Origin of the sequence: Vreelandella massiliensis (genome assembly GCF_900155385.1) — a bacterium.
GTDB classification, from domain to species: domain Bacteria; phylum Pseudomonadota; class Gammaproteobacteria; order Pseudomonadales; family Halomonadaceae; genus Vreelandella; species Vreelandella massiliensis.
Genome location: NZ_LT699745.1, coordinates 990,395 through 1,012,922 on the forward strand (window position 1 = coordinate 990,395; position 22,528 = coordinate 1,012,922).

Consider the following 22,528-nt stretch of genomic DNA (forward strand, 5'->3'; position numbering starts at 1 on the left):
CCCGCTATGCGCCACCGCTGGCATGTGCATAACCACTTTACACTGCTGCCGGAATCCAAGCGGTTTTTACCCGCCATGTTTACCGCGATTGAGCAGGCGCAGCACTATGTGTTGGTTGAGCTTTATCTCATGGAGTCGGGAGACTTGGCCGACCGGTTTATCGACGCGCTGATTCAAGCCGCTCACCGTGGCGTGTGCGTGGCGCTGTTGCTGGATGGTTACGGCGCGATGGGGCTTTCCAGCGCCGATCGCAGGCGGCTACACGCCGGTGGCGTGGCGCTGCGCTTTTTTAATCCCCTTGGGTTTCATTCACTGGCGCGGAATTTGAGCCGCGATCATCGCAAAATCCTGGTGGTGGATGGCGACAGCGCCTTTATTGGGGGGTTTGGCGCGGTGGATGCGTTTTTAAGCGCTTGGTATGAAATCGCCGTGCGCGCCGAAGGCCCCGTGGTGGCGGATTGGGAGACGCTGTTTCGCCAGCTTTGGGCATCGCGCTTAACCCGCGATTACGACAGCGACACCCCCGCCATGACGCTTCCGGCATCGCGTGAACAAGCGCAACGCCCGATGGGCGAGATGCGCGGGCGCGCTATGGCCGGGCGTGGCTATCGTTATCAGGCGATTCGCCGCTCGCTGCATAAACGCGTGGATAGTACCTCGCAGCGGTTGTGGCTCTGCACGCCCTATTTTGTTCCCACCTTTACCCTGCGACGGCGTTTGGCCAAGGCTGCCCGGCGCGGCGTGGATGTACGCTTACTGCTACCGGGCAGGCTGCATGACCACCCGGGCGTTCGCTATGCGGGGCAGCGTTTTTATCACGCGCTGCTGAAGGCAGGCGTGCGCATTTATGAGTTTCAGCCGACCTTTATCCATGCCAAATTTGTCTTGGCGGATACCTGGAGCAGCATTGGCTCGTGCAATTTTGATCACTGGAATCTGCACTGGAATTTAGAAGCCAACCAGGAGGTGGATGATCCGTACTTCGCCGAGGAGGTACGCGATCTTTTCCAGCGTAACTTCGCCACCAGCGCAGAAGTGGATGCCGCCGCATGGGCGGCGCGCCCATGGGCGCAGCGCGCCAAAGAGTGGTTATTCGGCACGCTCGATGGGTGGGTAACGCGACTTAAATAGCGTTAGCGCTTTTTGCCCTTGGCCGGGGTTTTCTTGCGCGGTTTAGGCTTGGGGGTTTCGGGGGGGACGCGGTAATGCAGGTAAAGGTCAAGCAGCAACTCGGGCAGTTGCGCCACCAAGGTTTCCTGGCGCGCGGTGTCGCTTGCAAGCTCGGCCATGTCGGGCTCGTTGTCAAACAAGCCGGAGAGCAGCATAAACGGCAGCAAAAGCGTGGCGGCGGCTTCCTCATCGTCGGCAAACCAGGCACTCTCATCGCAGAAGACGCCTTCCATGAAGCCCGCGCACCAGTCGCCAATGGGCGTTTCTTCCGCGGGAAGGCCGTCGAGGGTGAGTTCAAACGGAAGCTCCGGCAGCCCGCCCTGTTCAAGCACGGCCATGGCGTTTTCGCGCAGGGCATTGAGTAGGCCGATGATCTCGTCGCGCTCGGCATCACTGGCGAAGCGCGGTTCGCCTTGAAAGAGTTCGGCGAGCCATTCGGCATCGGGCAACTCACTGGGGGCCACGGCAAGCGCAACCAAAAAACCGTGGGCGGAAATCAGGTCGAGGGCGTCCTCATCCACCTGCTCGGAGTCGAGAAAATCATCGAGCCGGTCGAGCTGTTCGTCATCGAGCAGTGGCTGTGGGGGCGTCGCTTCAGGGGCGGTGTCGCGCGGTGACATACAGAGCCTCAATCGCAGGAAAATCCAAAGGGTAGGGTGTGAGCAGTTTATCATCAAATGGCTATGATCAAGCCAAAGCAGCGCCGTTGCCTCCCTGGCCGGAAGCGTCGCTTACCGCCATGAGTGAGCCGGCCCTTATCGAGGCGGCGAAAGCGCGGGTCGATCAAGCGTGGCAGCGCTGTCGCGAGGTCTATCCGGCGTTGCCACCGCCCAAGGTGTGGTTTGATCTAAAAGGTGCATCCGCCGGGCAGGCGCATTTGGGTCGTGGCGGGCTGCGCTTTAACCCCGTGCTGCTCAGTGAGAACCGCGCTGCGTTTTTTGATCAGGTGATTCCCCATGAAATGGCGCACTGGTTGGTCTTTCATCTTCAGGATGGTCCACGACTGAAACCGCACGGGCGGGAATGGCAAGCCGTGATGCGCGACCTTTTTGGCTTGTCGCCCGATGTCACCCACCGCTTTGATATAAAACGCGCCCAGCGCGCGCCTTACCGCTATGCGTGCGCGTGTCGCGAGCATGCCTTTACCGCCAAGCGCCACGCGCTTGCCTGCGGTGGGCGGCACTATCGCTGCCGTCAATGCGCTCAGACCTTGGTCTACAGTGGCTGCGAAACGCCTGAAAATCCAGTATAAGTCTTTGTTATTTAAATAAAAAATGTTAATACCAATGTCTAAAGGGAAGGGCGTGCCGGGAGGTTTATGCTAGGGGTACATTCATCAGTGGTACCGGTGCAATAAATAAAAATACCGGCTACATTCCTATAGAGAGTGCATTTCCACGGACAGAGGCAATTTCATGAGTGAACAACAGAGCGTCTATCCGGTGCGCGAAGATATCGCCGCCACAGCCTGGGCCGATGAAAAAACCTACGCGGCCATGTACCAGCGGTCGATCGACGACCCGGAAGGCTTCTGGGCCGAACAGGCCAAGCGTCTTGACTGGATCAAAGCCCCTAACAAGATCAAAAGCACCTCGTTTGACCGTAATAACGTGGATATTCGCTGGTTTGAAGACGGTGAGTTAAACGTTGCGGCCAACTGCTTGGATCGCCATCTGGAAAAACGTGGCGATCAAACCGCGATCATTTGGGAAGGGGATGACCCGGACGACGCTAAGCACATCACCTACCGTGAACTCTACGAGCGCACCAATCAGTTGGCGAACGCGCTCAAAGAGCTGGGCATTGACAAAGGCGATACCGTCACGCTCTATATGCCCATGATCCCCGAAGCGGCCATGGCGATGCTGGCCTGCGCCCGTATTGGCGCGGTGCACTCGGTTGTGTTTGGTGGTTTCTCGCCGGATGCCGTGGCGCAGCGCGTTATCGGCGCCAACTCCAAGCTCGTCATCACCGCCGATGAGTCGGTACGCGGCGGTAAGCACGTGCCGCTTAAAGACAATGTCGACGCGGCGCTGACCCGCGATGGTACCGACGTGTGCAAGAACGTCTTGGTCGTTAAGCGCACCGGCGGCGATATCGATTGGAACGAGAGCCGCGATCTGTGGTTCGAGGATGTGGTTGATAAGCAGTCCACCGAGTGCGAGGCCGAAGCGGTGGGCGCGGAAGATCCGCTGTTCATTCTTTACACCTCGGGCTCTACCGGCGCGCCGAAAGGCTTGAAGCACACCACCGGCGGGTACCTCACCTATGCCGCCATGACGCATCAGTACGTGTTCGACTATCAAGAGGGCGAAGTCTACTGGTGTACCGCCGACGTGGGCTGGGTGACCGGGCACAGCTATATCGTGTACGGCCCGCTCGCCAATGGCGCCACCACGCTGATGTTTGAGGGCGTGCCGAGTTATCCAAGCCACGGCCGGATGGGCGAGATTGTCGACAAGCACAACGTCAATATTCTCTATACCGCGCCAACCGCCGTTCGGGCGCTGATGGCCCACGGCGACGACGTCATGAGCACCAGCACGCGCGAAAGCCTGCGCATCCTGGGCTCGGTGGGTGAGCCCATCAACCCAGAAGCGTGGGAGTGGTTCTACCGCGTGATCGGTAACGAGAAGTGCCCGATCGTCGATACCTGGTGGCAGACCGAAACCGGCGGCATCATGATTGCGCCCCTGCCGGGCGCCACGCCGCTGAAGCCGGGTTCCGCAACCAAGCCGTTTTTCGGGGTCAAGCCCGCGCTGGTGGATAACGAAGGCAACAAGCTTGAAGGCGCCACCGACGGTAACCTAGTAATTCTCGACTCCTGGCCGGGTCAGGCGCGCTCCATTTGGGGCGATCACGACCGCTTCGTGCAGACCTACTTCTCCACCTACGACAACATGTACTTTACCGGTGACGGCTGCCGTCGTGACGAAGACGGCTACTACTGGATTACCGGCCGTGTGGACGACGTGCTTAACGTCTCGGGGCACCGCATGGGCACCGCCGAGATCGAGTCGTCGCTAGTGGCGCACGATGCGGTGGCCGAAGCTGCCGTGGTGGGTTACCCGCACGATATCAAAGGTCAAGGTATCTATATCTACGTCACGCTTAACGATGGCGTTGAGCCCACCGACGAGCTAAAGAAAGAGCTGACGAAGTGGGTGCGCAAGGATATCGGCCCGATTGCCTCGCCGGATGTGATCCAGTGGGCACCGGGTTTGCCGAAAACCCGCTCGGGCAAGATTATGCGCCGTATTCTGCGCAAAATCGCCGCCAATGAGTGCGATGGCTTGGGGGATACCAGTACGCTGGCGGACCCCAGCGTGGTCGACGAGTTGATCGAGCACCGGGTGAATAAGTAACCCATGCCCAAACGCCTTATCGTTTAGCGAGAAGGCGTTCAGCAAGACATCGTTGCGAACGTCAGTGTGCCGGCTATCAAGCCGGCACACTTGTTTCTGTTCTATCTCAGTTAATGTGACAAATTGTGCACGCGAGGCTTGGGAATAGAGAAGGGCATGGGGTACCATGCTGCCAATGTATACGTTGCAAGCGTATGCCCTAGCGTCGCGGCGGGTAGCGTGTTGTGACTGCTGCTTAAGGAACCGGAGGAACATCCATGGCAATCGCCCACAAATTTATCGTCGCAGACGACCATCCCCTGTTTCGTGCTGCGTTGACCCAAGCGTTGCGTCAACTAGCACCACAGGCGGAAATTGTTGAAGCTGACACCATGGAAGCGACGACGGAAGTGGTGAACCGTCATCCAGACGCCGATTTGATTCTTCTGGATTTGCACATGCCCGGCGCTCATGGCTTTTCGGGCCTAATTCAGCTGCGTGGCCAGATGCCTGATATTCCTGTTGCTGTGGTCTCCGGTAGCGACGAGCCCTATGTGGTGCGTCGTGCGATCGATTATGGTGCCTCGGGCTTTATTCCCAAGTCCTCCTCACTGCAATTGATCGCCGAAGCGGTCGGCGAAATTTTAGACGGAGAAGTCTGGTTGCCGGAGGCGCTCGCGGGCGTGCTTGAGGAGACCAACGAAGAAGAGACGCGCTTTGCCGAGGCGATTGCGTCCCTTACGCCGCAGCAGTTTCGCGTGCTGAACATGCTCACCGAGGGGCTGTTAAATAAGCAAATTGCCTACGAGCTGAGTGTCTCCGAGGCGACCATCAAAGCCCATGTGACGGCCATTCTGCGTAAGCTCGGCGTGCATTCGCGCACCCAGGCCGTGATCGCAGCGCAAAAGCTTGAAGTGGAGCCGCCCAAGGTGGAATCCTGAGCGGCGCCGCCGCTGGCCGCTTTAAGAAACCCCAAACGGCGCACCCTGAGCTTGGTGTACGGCAAGCCGATATGGAAAACCGTTCACCCTGAGCCTGTCGAAGGGTGCCCTCCTTAAGGCTCCTGACGCCCCGAGTCCTTCTGCGCTGCCCGGTTGGCTTGCAACGTGCGTGTCAGTAGGGCACGCAGCGCCGCCGGGCGCACCGGCTTGAGCAGCAGCTGGTAGCCGGCGCGCTTGACCTCCTCGGCGACCGCCTCCGTCCTATCGGCAGTGATCACGATGCCTGGTACCGCCCCTTCCAACCGTTCACTTAGCGCTTCTAGCGCCATTAACCCCGTCACTTCGTTATCGAGGTGGTAGTCGGCGAGAATGGCGTCGGGGTCGCCGTCCATATTACGCAGAATCGATTTAGCGCCGCCGATGCTGGTCGCGGTAAACACTTCGCAGCCCCAGCCGCTGAGCATTGCCGTCATGCCTTCCAGTATCAGTGTCTCGTTGTCGATGCAGACAATACGCGTGCCGGCGAGTTTGTTGCTGGCGCGGCGAGCCTTCGGCTCCTGCTCAGCCTCGCTGATTGCTTTGGCCGCGACGATGGGCACGCTGACCGCAAAGACGGTGCCAACCCCCTCCCACGAGCGCACTTTGATCGGGTGATCCAGCACACGGCTCATACGGTCAGCAATCGATAGGCCAAGCCCCAAACCTTTCTCGCTCTCTTTATGCCGTGAGGCTTGATCCAGGCGCCGAAACTCCTGAAAGATTTCCGAGAGCTTGGCTTCAGGAATGCCGGGGCCTGAGTCCCACACCTCGATGCTCAAGCGATCGCCACGGCGACGACAGCCAAGCAGCACGCGTCCCTCTTGGGTGTAGCGCAGCGCGTTAGAGAGGAAGTTTTGAATAATCCGCCGCAGCATTTGCGGGTCGGAATCGACCCACTGCTGGGTCGCGACCACATCCAGATCCAGTCCGCGGTCATCCGCCATGACGTCGAACTCTGCGCGCAGCGGGCGGAATAGATCGGCCAGGGCGAAGTGGCTGCGCCTTGGTGTTAGCGCACCGGCATCGAGTTTGGAGATATCCAGCAGCGTGCCCAGCAGTTCTTCGGCGGCTTGCAGCGAGTTATCGATGTGGCCAATGGTGCGCTGATGGTTTTCGTCGCCCATGTTGTGCAGCAGTGCCGAGGTGAATAGCCGCGCGGCATTGAGCGGCTGGAGTAAGTCGTGGCTCGCGGCGGCGAGAAAGCGGGTTTTCGATGCGTTGGCATCCTCGGCCACCTGCTTGGCTTGGCGCAGGGCCTGCTCCGCTTCAGCGCGCACGCGGTTCTCCTGGCGCAGCGCCGCGTTGGCTTCCGAGAGCGCTTGGGTGCGCTCGCGCACGCGCTCTTCCAGCGTTTCGTTAGTCTCTTTTAGCGCGATTTCGGCCTGACGGCGTTCGGTGATGTCCTGATAGAGCGCAAAAAAACCGAGAATCGACTGGCTATCGCCAAAGTGCGGCGTGTAGGTCACCAGCATGTAGCGCATGATGCCGTTGATGCGCAGCGAAACCTCGAAGCTGACGCGCTCGCCTTGCAGGGTTCGCGCCACCCACGGTGCGCGCTCCTCGGCTTGTTGCAGGGGGAGGACGTCTTCATAGCGCTTGCCGATCACCGCGTTGCGGTCAATATTGAAGGCCTGCTCGTAGGCGCGGTTGGTGAACAGGTAGCGACACTCTTTATCGAAATAGGCGATCAGCGCCGGTACGTTATCGGTGTAGATCCGGATGTTGTTTTCCGAGCGAATCAGCGCCTCTTCGATGCGCTTTTGCTGGGTAATATCCTGGTAGGTATAGACAAAGCCACCGCCCGGCATCGGGTTGCCCTGCACCTCAAGCACGCTGCCATCCTGACGGTAGCGCACGTAGCGGTGGGGCTGACCGTCGCGGATATTATCCAGCAGTAGTTGCACGTGCTCTTCCGGGTCGCCGGGGCCGTATTCGCCGTTGTGGGCGTTGTAGCGGAAAATGCGATCCACCGGGGCGCCCACGCGAATCAAGTGATCGGGAAAGCGGAACAGCTCCAAATAGCGCTGGTTCCACACGACCAGGCGCAGGTTTTGGTCGACCACGCTGATGCCCTGATTGATGTTCTCGATCGTGGCTTGCAGCAGCGCACGGTTGAACTCAAGTACCTGGGAGGCCTCGTCAACGATCGAGATCACATCCGAAATGCCAATGCCGCGCCCCTGAAGGGCTGAGTTGACCACGATGCGAGCGGAGGAGGCGCCGAGCACCGAGGCCAAGAAGCGCTCGGTAAACTGGATGATGTCGATAGAGGCGCGCGTGCTCTCCTCCAGGGGTTTGCCGATGCGCCTGGCATAGTCATCGAAGGCGCGCTCCACCTGGCCGGCGCCTAGAAAGCGCTCACACAGCACTTTCAAATCGCCCACCGTTGTTGCCCCCGTCCACGGGCGATTCACCGAGGTCTGGCGCGTCTCCACGCTGTCGACAAACAGCGACGCCTGAATGCGCTCAATGACGCGCTGGGAGGTTACCTGGGAGACGAAGATATAGCAGAACAGATTGACGCCCAGGGAGAGCATCACGCCGTGGGTGAAGCTGTCGCTCAGATTAAGGCCAAACAGCGATGTTGGGGTCAGCCACGTTAACCCCAAAGGCCCGCCGTTCAGCCAATCGCTGGGCAGTACCCCGGCGTTAATCATGGCGGGCATCAACAGGCTATAGGCCCAGATGGCAAAGCCGGCGTTCATTCCCGCGATGACGCCCAAACGGTTGCCGCGCTTCCAGTAAAGTCCGCCGATGATGGCGGGAGCGAACTGCGCTGCCGCGGCAAAAGAGAGCATGCCGATAGACGCAAGCGAGGTGAACTCGGCGATTAGTTGATAGAAGCCGTAAGCCATCGCCAGCACGGCGATAATAGTCAGTCGCCGGGCGCGTAGCACCAGGCGACCGTAGTCGCGCGCCTTGGTGTCAAACCAGCGCAGGCGAAATAGCGCCGGGATCACGATCTCGTTGGAGATCATGATCGACACCGCGACCGCTGCCACAATCACCATGCCGGTGGAGGCGGAAAAGCCGCCGATAAAGGTTAACAGCGTGAGCCAATCGTGGCCCGAGGCCATGGCCAGCGAAAGGACGTAGGCGTCGGGTTCCACCGCCGTGTCGGCGAACATCCAAAGGCCCGCCGAGGCGAGCGGCACGACAAAGAAGGCGATCGCGACCAGATAAAGCGGGAAGAGCCAGCGCGCTTTGCTGGCGTCGTCCGGATGAGTGTTCTCCACCACGGCGACATGGAATTGACGCGGCAGGCAGAGAATCGCCAGCATGGCGAGTAGGGTCTGCGCCCAGAAGCCTTGGCCGAAATCCTGATTGGCCAGCTGGCGCTGAAGCTCCAGCTGGGTTTCGGCGAAGCCCATCAGCTCGCCGAGTCCGCCAAACATACCCCAGGTGACGAATGCCCCCAGCACCAGAAACGCCACGAGCTTAACCAGCGACTCAAAGGCCACGGCGTGAATCAGCCCTTCGTGATGTTCGGTGGCATCGGTATGACGCGTGCCGAAAAGAATCGCGAAGGCCGCCATGACGATGGCGATGTAAAACGCCGTATCGCCGAAAAGCGGCGTATGGGTGACGTCCGTGGCTTCGGTCAACACGTTAAAAGAGGTGGAGACGGCTTTTAGCTGTAGAGCGATGTAGGGCAGGGTGCCCACTAAGGCAACGAGACTGGCGAAGGCGGCAAGCGACTGGGTTTTACCGTAGCGCGAGGCGATGAAGTCGGCGATGGACGTCACGTTCTGGTGTTTGGCGACGCGGATCATTTTGGCCAGCACTGGCCAAAAGAGTAAGAAGGTGAGAATGGGGCCGACAAAGATGCTGGCAAACGACCAGCCTGCCGTCGCGGCCTGGCCTACCGCGCCGTAAAACGTCCACGACGTGCAGTAAATAGCCAGTGCCAAGCTGTAAATAATTGGCCGGCGGCGGCTAGCACCGTGGAGGCGTGCCCGGCGGTCCCCGTACCAAGCGATGCCGAAAAGCACCGCAATGTATAAAAGCGATACCGCGACCAGTAGCCCACCATGAAACATAAGACGCTCCCGCACAAAGCCTTACCGCAATCGTTTGCGTTGCCGTTTGCCGCACAAAAAGGCTTATTCTAGGGCAAATTGCCCCAAGCGTCAGCGGCGGGGCGGAGGCAGGGCGTCAGCGTGTGGTGGTTGAGGGCTAAGCGTTGCAAATGAAGGTATAAATGCCTGAGTCGCGACGCAGCGTGCGCATGGCCTCGACATCGGGCTCATTGGTTTCGCTATCAAGCGGCAGCATTTCGCGTGAACGGCAGTTGAGCACATAGGCTTGCGGGGTCACCACATCGGCGTGATGGCGCTCAAAGTGGTAGAGCATGAATTCGGCCACGGGGGGTGTGCTCTCGCTCATGCGCACGCTATCACGGTCGATCACGGTAAACTCTTTGGTGATCGGGAAGGCAAAGGTCCAGGGGCGCCACACCGCGCTACTCGTTTGGCTGGCGACAACCTCCGCCGATGCCGGAAGCTGCTGCTGTTTGTGCTCAAACCAGCTGTATTCGGTGTAAATCTGATAGCTGAGCATCCCCAGTCCGCCAAACACTGGCACGATCCATTTGGGTAGCCGCTTAGCGCTTAAGGTGCGTAGCAATAGGCCTATCCCTGCGGCGGCGAGACCAGCAAAGACGGCGGCAATTAAGTGCCAGATCATACTCTATCCTTTCCGAGTGGGGCTTTCTGAAAGCAATCGGGCCTCCCTAGGGAAGCCCGAAGCGTTACCGAACCGGCGCGGTATATATACCGCGCCGGCTACGTTGGTGGCGAGGTCACTAAGGTGAATTAGTGATCCACGGCCACACCAGCACCTTTCGGATAGCGAACGCTTTCCACCAGGTCCTGAATCTCTTGCGGAGGCTCTTCAGTGGCATTGGCCACGGTGAACGCTACCGCGAAGTTGATGATAGCACCGATCGCACCGAAGGAGAGCGGCGAGATGCCGAACATCCAGTTGTCCGGTGTGTTGGGCAGCATGTTGGTTTCCGGAATAAAGAACCAGCCCAGGTAGGTGAAGATATACAGCAGGGTGGTCAGCAGGCCAGCCAGCATACCGGCAACGGCGCCCTTGTTATTGATGCGCTTGGAGAAGATACCCATCATCAGCGCCGGGAAGAGCGAGGCACCGGCGATACCGAAGGCAAGCGCTACGGTTTGCGCGGCAAACCCGGGTGGGTTGAGGCCAAGGTAGGTTGCCAGCAGGATCGCACCTGCCATGGAGATACGCGCGGCCAGCATTTCGCCTTTCTCGCTGATCTTCGGATTGATCATGGTCTTGATCAAATCATGGCTGACCGCCGAAGAGATCGCCAAGAGTAGACCGGCAGCGGTTGAGAGCGCGGCGGCGATACCACCGGCGGCAATCAAACCGATCACCCAGCCCGGCAGGTTAGCGATTTCTGGGTTGGCGAGTACGAGGATGTCGTTGTTGACGGTCAGCTCGTTGCCTTCCCAACCACGATCTTCAGCGGTAGCGGCAAAGTCTTCGTTGCCTTCGTTGTAGATCTGTACGCGACCGTCGTTGTTCTTGTCCTCAAATTGGATCAGGCCGGTTTCTTCCCAGGTGCGGATCCAGCTGGGACGCTCTTCGTAGACCAGTGCCTCACGCGCGGCGGCATCGTAATCTTCCACTTGGCCCGCCATTTCCGGGTAGACCGTGGTGGCCAGGTTCAGGCGCGCCATGGAGCCAACCGCCGGGGCGGTGAGGTAGAGAAGCGCGATGAACACCAGTGCCCAGCCTGCTGACCAGCGTGCGTCAGCCACTTTCGGTACGGTGAAAAAGCGAATGATCACGTGCGGAAGACCCGCAGTACCTACCATCAGCGACAGGGTAAACAAGACCATGTTGAGCTTGTTGTCCACGTCGGCGGTGTAGTCGCGGAAGCCAAGCGCATTCACCACGTCATTCAGCTTGGTCAGCATCGGAACGCCAGATTCCGTGTGCGTGCTGAACATACCGAACATCGGGATCGGGTTGCCGGTCAGCTGCATGGCAATGAACACGGCCGGAATGGTGTAGGCAATGATCAATACGATGTACTGCGCTACCTGGGTGTAGGTGATGCCCTTCATGCCACCGAATACGGCGTAGAGGAAAACGATCAGCGCGGCAATCCAGATACCAGCGGTGTTGGGGACTTCCAAAAAGCGCGAGAAGGCAACACCGGCACCGGTCATCTGACCGATAACGTATGTAACCGAAGCCACGATCAAGCAGATAACGGCCACCAGGCGCGCGGTACGGCTGTAGAAACGGTCGCCGATAAAGTCGGGAACCGTGAACTTGCCGAACTTACGCAGGTAGGGCGCGAGCAGCATCGCCAGGATGACGTAGCCGCCGGTCCAGCCCATCAGGAAGGTTGAGTTGGCATACCCCCCAGAGGCGAGAAGACCCGCCATGGAGATAAACGACGCCGCGGACATCCAGTCAGCCGCGGTGGCCATCCCGTTGGTGATCGGGTGTACACCGCCGCCGGCGACATAGAAGTCTTTGGTTGAGCCGGCGCGCGCCCACACGGCAATGCCGATGTAGAGGGCGAAGGATGCGCCGACGAACAGTAAGTTAATTGCAAACTGACTCATGTTGGCTTACTCCCCCAGTCCATATTTTTCATCGAGTTTGTTCATCTTCCAGGCGTAGAAGAAGATCAGCACGATGAACGTCAGAATGGAGCCTTGCTGAGCAAACCAGAAGCCCAGATCGGTTCCCCCGACAGGGATGCCAGCGAGCAGCGGACGAAACAGGATGGCACAGCCATACGAGACAAATGCCCAGACGGCTAGGCATCCGAGGATCGTGCGGACGTTAGCCTTCCAGTATTCAGCAGCATTAGATTTATCGTCTGCCATTGTGTTGCTCTCCACTTGTGATTTTTAAGGTTTGGAAAGTTAACCCAAAATAGCGTATGACCCACCAGGGCAATCGCACGTTTGGAAGTCACTCATTGATCACATCAACTGCCGGCGTGTCTCCGCCAATGGCTTTTTACGTTCAGTCTGATGGCACCGAGGTCGTTAGTGACGTGCGATTACCCTGAATGACTCAGGAATCATAGTGGGCAATAAATACTCAAATTAAATCCCAGACTTTGGTATCAAAGTGGAGGTGAAGACGGTTGTTGTTCAATAACATCATGAAAAATATTGATTTTTGTTATTTTTGCCGCGATGACACAAGGGCTTGTTAGCACTATGGGATAATAGCTTTTTGGGCACGTCTAGGCCCATTGTTGCTGTACCCGCTGTGCATGGGAGTTTTTAAAGTTTGTCTCAAGGCTTTCAAGCCATCGGGCGACTAACATTGTACTTTTGTTTTATTGCGCTCCGTTGTTTTGTTTCTTGTTGTCTTCAAATTGCCAGGCGTTAGTGCGGCTTTCATGTATTCAACGTTAAGCGAAACGAAAGGATAATAGCGCAAGGTATAAAGGAATTAGGCTTGCCTAGTGCAAGATAAAGTCGGTATACCCCTAGTATCGGGGTCAATACCGTGTTGGCATCAATGTCGCACTGCAACATCTCGCCTCATAAAAGCAATAACTAGGCGCTGAGTTGATCTCCTGAGGGAAAACCCTGTCACTCTCTCGTTTCGGATGGCGTTAACAAGCGCACGAAAGAGCGTATGAAAGAGCGAATTAAAGAGAGTGTAAAAGCTACCACGCGCTAACTGCAGCGCGCTAAATAAGAGGTGACCGCCATGGTCGAAGTGGATCTTTCACAACCCCCGTTTACGCTGCTCGATGAAGCGGGTCGGGAGCACGTGCGTCGCGGCATGGACATGGCGTACTTCGACCGCGACGAAGTGATTCTGGAAACCGGCCAGGCGGGTGAGTATGTATTTTTGATCCACAAAGGCGAAGTGGCGGAGGTCGACCCGACGATGCCGTCATCGACCGCGCGCATTGGCCACTACACGGCTGGCGATCTGTTTGGCGCGATCAGCATTATCAACGGTAAAAGCCGTTACCGCTTTATCGCCGAGCAGGAGTGCCTGTGCTATTTACTCCCTAAAGTGCTGTTTCAGCAGTTATGCCGCACCTACCCCGAATTTAACGACTTTTTCCGTCAGTCGCTTGCGCACAAGGCAAGGCTGCTGACGGAAAAACGCGCCGAAGGGGGCGTGACCATGGCGGGCTTTATGCTGGCGCGGGCAAGCGAGTGCATGCGTGAGCCGCTGTTGATGGAGGCTGACACCGACATTGCCGGCGCCGTACGCGAGCTAAATGCCAGCCACGCTGACAGCCTATTGGTTCGCCGTGACGATGCCTTGGGGGTAGTGACCAAAACGGATCTGTTAAATGCCTTGGTACTCGAAGGCTTGCCGCAAGACTGCCCGGTCGTGGATATCGCCCACTTCTCTCTCGTCACCGTGACGCCGATGCAGTACTTGTTCGAAGCGCTGGTGCAGATGACGCGGCATAAAGTTTCGCGGGTGGTGGTGATGGAGCGCGAGTCGGTCAAAGGGGTCGTCGAACTCACCGATGTGCTGAGTTACTTCTCCAGTCGCAGCTATGTGGTAAGCCTGCAAGTGGAGCAGGCCAATGACCTTGAAACCCTCTCTGCCGCGAGTCATCGCACGCCGGAGCTTGTCGATGCACTCATGGCCCAGGGGGTTAAACTGCGCTTTGCGATGGATCTACTGGCGGCGCTCAATGGCCGCATCATCAACAAAGCGTGGCAGTTCACGGTGGACGAACGCTATTTTAGCGACAGCTGCATGATGGTGATGGGCAGTGAAGGGCGCGGCGAACAGATTCTGAAAACCGACCAAGATAACGGCCTGATTCTCGATGATGACCTGGAGTGGCCCAGTTTACACAACGACATGCAGCAGCTCACCGACACCCTGGTGAAGCTGGGGTATCCGCCCTGTCCGGGCAATATTATGGTGTCAAACCCTGAGTGGGTCGGCACCGTGAGCCAGTGGACTCAGCGCATTGCACGCTGGGTAGAGGTACGCGATGGCGATAGCTTGATGAAGCTCGCGATTATGCTCGATGCCCACGCCGTGGCCGGCAATCCGGTACTGCTGGAGCGCGTGCGTGATGCCCTGTTTGAGTACGCCTCAAAAGATGAGCTGTTGCTCTCGCTTTTCGCGCGGACGGCGCTACGCTTTTCCACCCCGCTGACGCTCTTTGGCTCGTTGAAAAAGCCCCAGCACGGTATCGATATCAAAAAAGGCGGGATTTTTCCCATTGTTCACGGCGTGCGGACCATGGCCTTGGAGCGGCGCATCAAGGCCACGTCAACGTTGGACCGCTTGGATGCCCTGGTGGAAGATGGCCGCTTAAAGCGCCGTTTTGCCGATGATTTAGGCGAAGCGCTGTCGCTGTTCACCGAGCTGCGTCTCAAGCAGCAGTTAGCTCAGAATGAGAGCGCGAGCGTGGGCAAGCGCTCGGATCGCGTGGTGGTGCAGGAGCTCTCATCGTTGGAGCGCGACCTTCTGCGCGAAGCGCTGCACATTGTTAAAGATTTCAAACAGCGGTTGTCGCATCGCTACCACCTGGAGTATTCATGACAGGGGCGTTGATGGGCCATGTTGCCTTGCTGGATCGGCACGTGCCATTTTTTAGTGGCTCGCTGCGCACGTTTTTGCGCCGCGAAAGCGATCGCCGCCGCTGCGCCAACTCTCCCTATGCGTGGCTGTTTCAGCCCTACATGGGCGAAGAGACCATTGCGCTTGCCTGCCATATCGATCAAAGCGGCGTGTTCAGCGTTGCGGCCGTACCCTTTTCACCGCAGGCGATCAAAACCAGCGCCGCCTACGTGATGACGCTGCTGCCGGCTAAGGAAATCACGCGTCAAGGTTCTCTTACCTCACCCCAGCGCCAGCATCGGCTCCAGCACGCCCCGCAGGGCGTAAAGCGTGTGGATGAAGCCAGCCTCAGCGAGCTTGTCGCGCACATAGGTAACCGCCCACTACTCGGCTGGGGGTTACCCCGTCAGCTTGAGGTGCTCAATCGCGCGTTAAACCACCACCTGGGGTTTGCCTTGCCCAATGCGCAGGTTGATCTTGGCCTGCTTTGTCAGCGCGAGTGGCGCCGCCGCCAGCCCTTCATTGACCCGCCCGTTAGCCTTTGCCACGCCGCGGCGCGCTGGCGCATCCCCCTTAGCCCCTTCAGTGGCGTATTGGATCAAGCTACCGCCAGTGCCCTGCTGTATCAACGCTTGCAGCGTCTGGCGGATTAGCCGCTAACGCCTGCGTTTGGCGTTGAGTGCTGTTAGAATAGCGGCCGCTTTCTTCCCATCGGCGGTGCTATCGCTTATGCAACACGTTGACCATTTTGATCCGACCGTTTCCGCGACGCCCTTAAAAACGCCCCCGGTGGCACTGGGCGAGCCCACTGTGGCGGACGCCAAGCAGAAGCGTGAATTCAATAAGCTACAAAAGCGTTTGCGCCGCGAAGTCGGCAACGCGATTATCGATTATGGCATGATCGATGAAGGCGATAAGGTCATGGTGTGCCTAAGCGGTGGTAAGGACAGCTACACCATGCTGGAGATTTTGCGCAGCCTGCAGCGCAACGCACCGGTTAACTTCTCGCTGGTTGCGGTGAATCTGGACCAAAAACAGCCCGGTTTTCCTGAACACGTCTTGCCGGATTATTTGGATCAATTAGGCGTTGATTACCATATTTTAGAGCGCGATACCTATTCGGTGGTCAAGGAAAAAACCCCCGAAGGCAAAACCACCTGTGCGCTCTGCTCACGGCTGCGGCGTGGCTCGCTGTATGGCTTTGCCGAAGAGATCGGCGCGACCAAGGTCGCTTTGGGGCATCATCGCGAAGATATTCTGGAAACGCTTTTTTTAAATATGTTCTTTGGCGGTAGCCTCAAGGCCATGCCGCCGAAGCTATTGTCCGACGATGGCAAAAACATCGTGATTCGCCCGCTTGCTTACTGCAAAGAGGCCGATATCGCCGAGTTTTCCCGCTTGATGGCGTTTCCGATTATTCCCTGCAATCTTTGCGGCTCGCAGCCCAATATGCAGCGTCAAATCGTCAAGGAGATGCTCGCCGAGTGGAATAAAAAACATCCGGGCCGTTTGGAGAGCATGTTTAAGGCAGTGACGAACGTGGCGCCTTCTCAGCTTGCTGACCGTGAGCTATTCGATTTTACCGGCTTGGAAGCGAAGCAGGCCGACCTAATGGCCGACCGCATTCGCGCTTTTAATGTGAGTTAGCTTCGACCTCTTCTTCCTCGGAGAGGCTGATCAAACGCGGCATGTCGAGAATATTCACCTCGCGACCCGAGACGGCGACCACGTTTTGGCTCTGAAAGCGGCTCAAAATGCGGCTGACGGTTTCTACGGCAAGTCCTAAATAGTTGCCGATATCGGCCCGCGACATCGACAGCCGAAAGCTATAGGGCGAGTAGCCGCGGCGGCGAAAGCGCTCGGACAGCGTAATCAAAAAGCTGGCTAAACGCTGGTCGGCGGTTTTGCGCGAAAGCAGGCGCATCATGCGGCGATCGTCGCGCAGTTCCTTGCTCATGCTGCGATAAAGTTGGCCCCGCAGTTCCGGCAGCTCTTCTGAAAGTAAATCCAAGCGGTCGAAGGGGATTTCGCACACCGTGGTGGTTTCCAGCGCCACCACGCTGCCGGGATAGTGCTCCTCGTCGATACCGTCTAGCCCAACGAGCTCGCTGGGTAGGTAAAAGTTGGTGAGTTGATCGTTGCCTCCACCTTCCGTGGTGAGCTGTTTGAGGCTGCCTGAGCGAACGGCAAAAACACTGGTAAAAGTATCGCCTTGACGAAATAGCGGTTCGCCTTTTTTGAGCGGAGCCCGGCGTCGGATGATGGCGTCGAACTGATCGATATCATCGAGCTCAAGCGATAGGGGCAAACACAGCGAGCTCAGGCTACACGTTTGGCATCGCGCCTCATGTAAAACGGGGCGCCGACGGCTGATGGATTCCGGCATGTGTTCCTCCATGAATGGTGACCTGCCTCATTATGGGAGGAACAGCCTGCCGACGACAAGCGTAATCCGTGAATCGCCGGTTCCGCATATCGTCTATAGAATTCGCGAGTAGCGCTGAGTGGCATCGCTTGGCAAGTGTGCGTCAAACGCCATGGCGAGGTGGCGAATCAACAGACGCCCGATAGGGGTGGCCCGCAGCATATCGCCCTCTTGTACTACCAAGCCGTCGCGCTGCGCGCCTTTCAAGCGCGCGAGCGCATCAGCGAAGTAGCGCGGCGCATCGATCCCCCAGCGCTGGCTGACAGCGGCAAAGTCGATCTGCATGTCGCACATCAAACGCTCAATGACGTCGCGACGAATTAAATCGTCCTGGCTTAAGCGCAGCCCTTTCACCGTGGCGAGCTGCCCCGCATCGAGTGCTTGCTCATAGCGGGCAAGGTCGGTGGGGTTTTGTGCGTAGACATCGTTGACCCGTGAAATGGCTGAGACGCCAAGGCCCACTAGGTCGCACTGGGCGTGGCTGGAGTAGCCTTGGAAGTTGCGCTGCAGGGTGCCTTCGCGCTGGGCAATGGCGAGGCTATCGTCCGGACGGGCGAAGTGATCCATGCCGATATGCACATAGCCGGCCTGGGTCAGCATGTCGATAGTGGTGTGCAGAATCTCAAGTTTCTCTTCCGCGCTTGGCAGGTCCGCGTCGTTGATACGCCGTTGCGGGGCAAAGCGCTGGGGCATGTGGGCATAGTTAAACACCGAAAGGCGTGCGGGATTTAACTCAATCACCTGCTGCAGCGTGTCGGCAAAGCTCGCTTGCGTTTGATGCGGCAAACCGTAAATCAAATCCAGGTTCAGCGAACGAAAGCCCAGTCGATGCGCTTCATCCATCAGCGTTTCGGTGAGAACGCGCGGCTGAACGCGGTTGATGGCCTTTTGCACCGTGGGGTTTAGGTCTTGAACCCCGAGACTGATGCGATTGAAGCCCAGCGTCTGCAAATGGCGCAGGGTGAAAACATCCGCTTCGCGCGGATCGATTTCGATGGCGTAGTCGCGATCGGGCGAGGAGGAGAGACCAAACCGGGCGTCTAACCGGTCGATCAAGTCGCTCATCTGATCCAAGGTCAAAAACGTAGGCGTCCCGCCGCCCCAGTGCAGCTGCTCAACGCTACGCGACGTATCAAGATGGCGCGCGGTGAGCACCATTTCGCGATCAAGGCGCGAGAGATAGGGCTCGGCTAGCTGGGTATTTTTGGTCGCGATTTTGTTGCAGGCGCAGTAGAAGCAGATTTTGCGGCAAAACGGGACGTGGACGTAGAGCGACAGCGCGCGATCGCTCTGGTTGCTGCGCTCAAGCGCGGCGGTAAACTCCTCGGTGCCGAACTGCTCATGAAACGAGAGCGCCGTTGGGTAAGACGTATAACGCGGGCCGCTTTTATCATAGCGGCGCAATAACGCTTCATCCCAGGCAGCGTGTTGGGGCGCTGCGGTGTCAAAAGGAGAAGAAGCAGCGTGAGCGTGAACGGCCATGAAGAGGCTCCAGTGCAGGGTAGTAACGATAGCGTTATCCTAGCGCTGCCCCGCCATGAAGGAGTTGAGCCACGTCAAAGAAGCGTTGAAGTGCAACGTCTTTACACACGCTCGCGTACGCTTTGGTGAGCGTTGAGACGCGGCTAATGGGCGCTACCCGGCGTATAAAGGGTAAACAGTTGCCACAAGGCGAACGCTATAATGCTTAGCGCGGCAATGGTGCGCGTGGTGGGATGGCGGATCAAATCTCTTAGCTGGCGCGCGGCAAGGCCGGTGGCGAGCAGCGCGGGAAGTGTGCCGACGCCAAACGCCCCCATTAGCAAGGCGCCGCGTAGCGGGTCTGCGATGGCAAGGCTCCACGCCAGCATCGAATAGACCAGCCCGCACGGCAGCCACCCCCAAATCGCCCCCAGCGCAAACGCCTGTGGCAATTTGACCACGGGCATTAAACGCCGCCCGAAAGGCTCGATAAAGTGCCAAAAACGCCGCCCCACCGCTTCCACTTTAAGTAGGCCCTTCCACCAGTTGGCGATGTAGAGCGCCATTAAAATCAGCATCACCGCAGCAAACGCTTGCAGCGCCACGCCGGCGCCAGGGGAGAGCGACAGGAGCGTGCCGAGGGAGGCGACCAGTGCACCGGCGAGCATATAACTCATCACGCGGCCAACGTTATAGCTTAAAAGCAGCCCGCCTAAACGCGCCGGATGACGCATGCTCGGGGGGACGGCAAATGTCAGCGCGCTCATGATGCCACCGCACATGCCGATGCAGTGCGCTCCGCCCATCAGGCCGAAGACGAAGGCAGCGAGCAGCGGCGGCAGGTCAAGGCCGGTGGGGTTCATCGGGTGTCGCTATCGTTATGGGAGGCATCGTCATCGGCGGCTGTTGTGGTTTTTCGCTCGCGGGCCTGCTGGCGGCGCTGGCGCTCTTCGGGTGGCAAGTCGTTCTCATCTTCATCAAACAGGATGCGGTGCGCCGGTCCCTCTAAATCATCGAACTGATCATTTTTGACCGCCCAGAAAAAGGCCCATACCGCGAGGCCCAGCAGCACCAGAGAGAGCGGGATTAGCAGATAGAGAATTTTCATACGGACACCGGTTTAGCGGTTGGAGCCTTGACGGTGGCGCCTGCTCGGCGCTTCCAGCGGGTTAAGCGCAGGGCGTTGGTCACCACCACCAGCGAGCTAAACGACATGCCTATGGCGGCCAGCCAAGGCGGCACCAAGCCCAAGGCCGCCAAAGGCATGGCGGTGAAATTGTAACAGACCGACCAGATCATGTTTTGGCGCATCACGCGCCGTGTCGCGCGGGAAATTTCCACCGCGTCCGCGATACGGGTCAACCTCGGGCTAAGCAGGACCGCATCAGCACGAGTGCGGGCGAGGTCGGTGGCGCTGTTCATGGCGATGGCCACATCCGCGCCGGCGAGCACCGGCACATCGTTAATGCCATCGCCCACCATGACAACGCATTCACCTTCGGCCTGGAGGGTTTGGATCCGCGCGAGCTTGCCTTCGGGGCTGGTGCCCGCATGCCATGTCGTAATGCCAAGCTGCTGGGCAAGCTCTTCAACGGCGTCGGGGGTATCCCCCGAGAGTAGCTCAACCGCCAAGCCGCTCTCCCGCAGCGCCGCAATGGTCTGCGCAGCATCGTCGCGCACGCCATCGTGCAGGCGAAACCAGGCGCGCGGCGTGTCATCCTCACTCAACAGCAGCCACTGGCCTTCGCCCGGGGATGCCGGCGGCTGCGAACAGGCGAAGTGGGGTTTACCCAGGCGCCAGCGTTTACCCATTAACGTGCCTTCAAGCCCTTGGCCGGTCACGCTACGCAGCGCTCGCGCCTGAAGCGTGGCATCGCGAAAGGGACGAAACGCACGGGCGATAGGGTGCTCGGAGTGGGCTTCAAGCGCTGCCGCTATCGCGCGGGCACGTTCGGCGCTTAGGGTGCTGTCAAAGGAGTGGGTGTCGATCAGCTGCATCTCACCCCGAGTGAGGGTGCCCGTTTTGTCAAAAATGACTCGGGTGGCGTTCGACAGCGACTCCATGGCATCGGCGCGGGTAATCAGCACGCCGCGCTTTCTTAGCTGCCCGTGCCCGGCGGTGAGCGCGGTGGGCGTAGCAAGCGCCAGCGCGCATGGGCAGGTGACGACTAACACAGAGAGCATCACCCATAGCACCCGCGATGGGTCAATCCACCACCATACCGCCGTGACGCAGACCGTGACGATCAACAGGCGCAGCACAAAAAGGTGCGCCATGCGGGCGGCCATCTGGGCCAGGCGCGGGCGGCTGGCGAAGGCGCGGTCGGTGAGGTCGACAATATTGGCCACCCGAGCGTCATTGCCCGCATGGGTAACGCGCATGACCAGCGGGTTCTCCATGTTTTGGCTGCCACCGACAATGCGCTCGCCCACGCCACGGGTAACGGGAAGATACTCGCCGGTGAGCATTGATTCGTCCAGGCTGGACTGGCCATCCTCGATCACGCCATCGGCGGGGACACCGTGCCCCGGTTTGATCAAGACGCGGTCGCCGGCATGCAGTTCGCTGGCCGGCAGAATGCGTTCGCTGCCGTCGTCATCCAAGCGGGTCGCGTAGACCGGCAGCACGCCGCTCAAAGCGTTGCCGCTCTGGCCGTTTCGCCGCCGCGCGCGGGCTTCGATATAGCGGCTAAAAAGCAGAAAGAAGGTGAACATCGCCACCGAGTCGAAGTACACCTCGCCGACATTAAAAATCACCGCGTAGGCACTGGCGGCATAGGCGCAGCCAATCGCCAGCGATACCGGGACATCCATCCCGAGCATGCCGGATTTCACATCGCGCAGGGCGTTGCGGAAAAACGGCAGCGCGGAAAAAAACACCACCGGTGTGGCCAGTGCAAACGAGAGCCAGTGGAACAGGGCGTAGAAATCCTCCGACATGCCCTCTGGCCCCGCCACGTAAATGGGGATCGAGAACATCATCACCTGCATCATGCCGACGGCGGCGATAATCAGGCGCCGCACGTTCATGCGCTCTTCTTGCTGCAAGCGGGCTTGGGCTTTATCCGGCTCGTAAGGCTGCGCGGTATAGCCAATTGCCGCTAGTTCGGCGAGAAGCTGGGAAAGCTTGATCACTGCTGGGTCCCAGCTGATACGCACGCGGTGGTGGGTGAGGTTGACGGCGCTAGATTCCACCCCGTTTAGCGCATTGAGGCGGTGCTCGATCAGCCAGGCACAGGCGGCACAGGTAATGCCGTCAACTGCAAGGGTGGCGTGAACATGGCCGCTATCGCCCTCGGGATGCACAAATTTGGCTTGCAGCCCCGGGTCATCGAAGACTTGCCAGGTGTCGGCATTCGCGGCTTGGCGTTCATCCGGGCGCTCAGGCAGTTCGGTGCGGTAGCGGTAGTAGCTTTCAAGGCCGCCTTCGACGATCGCGTGGGCAACCGCCTCGCAGCCCGGGCAGCAGAGAGGGTGCGACGTATCGTCAATCTCAATGCGCCACGGTGCCCCAGAGGGCACCGGGTTGCCACAGTGGTAGCAGAAGGTGGGCGTTTGGGAGACTGCTGCGGTGTTCGCGCTCATCT

General features: G+C 58.8%; 17 protein-coding genes. 7 read left to right on the top strand and 10 right to left on the bottom strand.

The window, feature by feature from the left end; translation table 11 throughout:
- Positions 1 to 6: 6 nt before the first annotated feature.
- On the top strand, positions 7 to 1,131 hold the full coding sequence (locus tag BQ9846_RS09285; protein ID WP_075880704.1) for a phospholipase D-like domain-containing protein: 1,125 nt from the start codon (positions 7 to 9) through the stop codon (positions 1,129 to 1,131).
- A gap of 2 nt (positions 1,132 to 1,133) precedes the next feature.
- Here BQ9846_RS09285 and BQ9846_RS09290 read toward each other — a convergent pair whose 3' ends face one another.
- Positions 1,134 to 1,790: a UPF0149 family protein gene (locus BQ9846_RS09290; protein WP_075880705.1), complete on the bottom strand. Its 657-nt coding sequence runs from the start codon at positions 1,788 to 1,790 to the stop codon at positions 1,134 to 1,136.
- Positions 1,791 to 1,909: 119 nt separating this feature from the next.
- Here BQ9846_RS09290 and BQ9846_RS09295 point away from each other — a divergent pair, with 119 nt between their 5' ends.
- From BQ9846_RS09295 to BQ9846_RS09305, 3 genes are all read left to right on the top strand, one after another.
- The gene (locus BQ9846_RS09295; protein ID WP_083651606.1) at positions 1,910 to 2,422 is read left to right on the top strand and encodes a SprT family zinc-dependent metalloprotease; all 513 of its coding nucleotides are present in this window, start codon (positions 1,910 to 1,912) and stop codon (positions 2,420 to 2,422) included.
- A 163-nt stretch (positions 2,423 to 2,585) separates the two neighbouring features.
- Positions 2,586 to 4,535 carry an acetate--CoA ligase gene (gene acs / locus BQ9846_RS09300; RefSeq protein ID WP_075880707.1) on the top strand — a complete coding sequence of 650 codons (1,950 nt, stop codon included), beginning with the start codon at positions 2,586 to 2,588 and terminating at the stop codon, positions 4,533 to 4,535.
- Between the two features lie 257 nt (positions 4,536 to 4,792).
- The gene (locus BQ9846_RS09305) at positions 4,793 to 5,455 is read left to right on the top strand and encodes a response regulator (protein ID WP_075880708.1); all 663 of its coding nucleotides are present in this window, start codon (positions 4,793 to 4,795) and stop codon (positions 5,453 to 5,455) included.
- Between the two features lie 113 nt (positions 5,456 to 5,568).
- Here BQ9846_RS09305 and BQ9846_RS09310 read toward each other — a convergent pair whose 3' ends face one another.
- The 4 genes from BQ9846_RS09310 to BQ9846_RS09325 all read right to left on the bottom strand — a co-directional run bounded on the left by BQ9846_RS09310 (position 5,569) and on the right by BQ9846_RS09325 (position 12,372).
- Positions 5,569 to 9,534 (bottom strand): hybrid sensor histidine kinase/response regulator, encoded by a 3,966-nt coding sequence (locus tag BQ9846_RS09310; RefSeq protein ID WP_075880709.1) that lies wholly within the window; start codon positions 9,532 to 9,534, stop codon positions 5,569 to 5,571.
- Positions 9,535 to 9,670: 136 nt separating this feature from the next.
- Positions 9,671 to 10,180 (bottom strand): hypothetical protein, encoded by a 510-nt coding sequence (locus BQ9846_RS09315; protein WP_075880710.1) that lies wholly within the window; start codon positions 10,178 to 10,180, stop codon positions 9,671 to 9,673.
- A 128-nt stretch (positions 10,181 to 10,308) separates the two neighbouring features.
- Complete coding sequence (locus BQ9846_RS09320; RefSeq protein WP_075880711.1) at positions 10,309 to 12,105, bottom strand: sodium:solute symporter family protein; 1,797 nt, start codon at positions 12,103 to 12,105, stop codon at positions 10,309 to 10,311.
- Between the two features lie 6 nt (positions 12,106 to 12,111).
- A complete protein-coding gene (locus tag BQ9846_RS09325; protein ID WP_075880712.1) occupies positions 12,112 to 12,372 on the bottom strand; it encodes a DUF4212 domain-containing protein in 261 nt (86 codons plus the stop codon).
- A gap of 844 nt (positions 12,373 to 13,216) precedes the next feature.
- On the opposite strand from BQ9846_RS09325, the gene BQ9846_RS09330 reads away from it, so the two are divergent.
- From BQ9846_RS09330 to ttcA, 3 genes are all read left to right on the top strand, one after another.
- Positions 13,217 to 15,037, top strand: coding sequence for a putative nucleotidyltransferase substrate binding domain-containing protein (locus BQ9846_RS09330; protein WP_075880713.1), 1,821 nt, complete (start codon positions 13,217 to 13,219; stop codon positions 15,035 to 15,037).
- Positions 15,034 to 15,708: a 3'-5' exonuclease family protein gene (locus BQ9846_RS09335; RefSeq protein ID WP_235818946.1), complete on the top strand. Its 675-nt coding sequence runs from the start codon at positions 15,034 to 15,036 to the stop codon at positions 15,706 to 15,708. Before BQ9846_RS09330 ends, BQ9846_RS09335 begins: the two co-directional genes overlap by 4 nt.
- A 76-nt stretch (positions 15,709 to 15,784) precedes the next feature.
- Complete coding sequence (gene ttcA / locus BQ9846_RS09340) at positions 15,785 to 16,702, top strand: tRNA 2-thiocytidine(32) synthetase TtcA (RefSeq protein ID WP_075880714.1); 918 nt, start codon at positions 15,785 to 15,787, stop codon at positions 16,700 to 16,702.
- Here the strand turns inward: ttcA and fnr are convergent.
- The 5 genes from fnr to BQ9846_RS09365 all read right to left on the bottom strand — a co-directional run bounded on the left by fnr (position 16,689) and on the right by BQ9846_RS09365 (position 22,526).
- The gene (gene fnr / locus BQ9846_RS09345; protein ID WP_075880715.1) at positions 16,689 to 17,441 is read right to left on the bottom strand and encodes a fumarate/nitrate reduction transcriptional regulator Fnr; all 753 of its coding nucleotides are present in this window, start codon (positions 17,439 to 17,441) and stop codon (positions 16,689 to 16,691) included. The genes ttcA and fnr overlap by 14 nt on opposite strands.
- Before the next feature lie 93 nt (positions 17,442 to 17,534).
- Positions 17,535 to 18,962: an oxygen-independent coproporphyrinogen III oxidase gene (hemN, locus tag BQ9846_RS09350; RefSeq protein WP_075880716.1), complete on the bottom strand. Its 1,428-nt coding sequence runs from the start codon at positions 18,960 to 18,962 to the stop codon at positions 17,535 to 17,537.
- Positions 18,963 to 19,105: 143 nt separating this feature from the next.
- On the bottom strand, positions 19,106 to 19,804 hold the full coding sequence (locus BQ9846_RS09355) for a sulfite exporter TauE/SafE family protein (protein ID WP_075880717.1): 699 nt from the start codon (positions 19,802 to 19,804) through the stop codon (positions 19,106 to 19,108).
- Positions 19,801 to 20,049 carry a cbb3-type cytochrome oxidase assembly protein CcoS gene (ccoS, locus tag BQ9846_RS09360; RefSeq protein ID WP_075880718.1) on the bottom strand — a complete coding sequence of 83 codons (249 nt, stop codon included), beginning with the start codon at positions 20,047 to 20,049 and terminating at the stop codon, positions 19,801 to 19,803. Before ccoS ends, BQ9846_RS09355 begins: the two co-directional genes overlap by 4 nt.
- The gene (locus BQ9846_RS09365; RefSeq protein WP_075880719.1) at positions 20,046 to 22,526 is read right to left on the bottom strand and encodes a heavy metal translocating P-type ATPase; all 2,481 of its coding nucleotides are present in this window, start codon (positions 22,524 to 22,526) and stop codon (positions 20,046 to 20,048) included. The genes ccoS and BQ9846_RS09365 overlap by 4 nt, the downstream gene beginning before the upstream one ends.
- Between the last annotated feature and the right edge of the window lie 2 nt (positions 22,527 to 22,528).

Coding starts and splice junctions, on each gene's coding strand:
- BQ9846_RS09285 (WP_075880704.1), top strand. CDS start 7: ATGCGCCACCGCTGGCATGTGCATAACCACTTTACACTGCTGCCGGAA.
- BQ9846_RS09290 (WP_075880705.1), bottom strand. CDS start 1,790: ATGTCACCGCGCGACACCGCCCCTGAAGCGACGCCCCCACAGCCACTG.
- BQ9846_RS09295 (WP_083651606.1), top strand. CDS start 1,910: ATGAGTGAGCCGGCCCTTATCGAGGCGGCGAAAGCGCGGGTCGATCAA.
- acs (WP_075880707.1), top strand. CDS start 2,586: ATGAGTGAACAACAGAGCGTCTATCCGGTGCGCGAAGATATCGCCGCC.
- BQ9846_RS09305 (WP_075880708.1), top strand. CDS start 4,793: ATGGCAATCGCCCACAAATTTATCGTCGCAGACGACCATCCCCTGTTT.
- BQ9846_RS09310 (WP_075880709.1), bottom strand. CDS start 9,534: ATGTTTCATGGTGGGCTACTGGTCGCGGTATCGCTTTTATACATTGCG.
- BQ9846_RS09315 (WP_075880710.1), bottom strand. CDS start 10,180: ATGATCTGGCACTTAATTGCCGCCGTCTTTGCTGGTCTCGCCGCCGCA.
- BQ9846_RS09320 (WP_075880711.1), bottom strand. CDS start 12,105: ATGAGTCAGTTTGCAATTAACTTACTGTTCGTCGGCGCATCCTTCGCC.
- BQ9846_RS09325 (WP_075880712.1), bottom strand. CDS start 12,372: ATGGCAGACGATAAATCTAATGCTGCTGAATACTGGAAGGCTAACGTC.
- BQ9846_RS09330 (WP_075880713.1), top strand. CDS start 13,217: ATGGTCGAAGTGGATCTTTCACAACCCCCGTTTACGCTGCTCGATGAA.
- BQ9846_RS09335 (WP_235818946.1), top strand. CDS start 15,034: ATGACAGGGGCGTTGATGGGCCATGTTGCCTTGCTGGATCGGCACGTG.
- ttcA (WP_075880714.1), top strand. CDS start 15,785: ATGCAACACGTTGACCATTTTGATCCGACCGTTTCCGCGACGCCCTTA.
- fnr (WP_075880715.1), bottom strand. CDS start 17,441: ATGCCGGAATCCATCAGCCGTCGGCGCCCCGTTTTACATGAGGCGCGA.
- hemN (WP_075880716.1), bottom strand. CDS start 18,962: ATGGCCGTTCACGCTCACGCTGCTTCTTCTCCTTTTGACACCGCAGCG.
- BQ9846_RS09355 (WP_075880717.1), bottom strand. CDS start 19,804: ATGAACCCCACCGGCCTTGACCTGCCGCCGCTGCTCGCTGCCTTCGTC.
- ccoS (WP_075880718.1), bottom strand. CDS start 20,049: ATGAAAATTCTCTATCTGCTAATCCCGCTCTCTCTGGTGCTGCTGGGC.
- BQ9846_RS09365 (WP_075880719.1), bottom strand. CDS start 22,526: ATGAGCGCGAACACCGCAGCAGTCTCCCAAACGCCCACCTTCTGCTAC.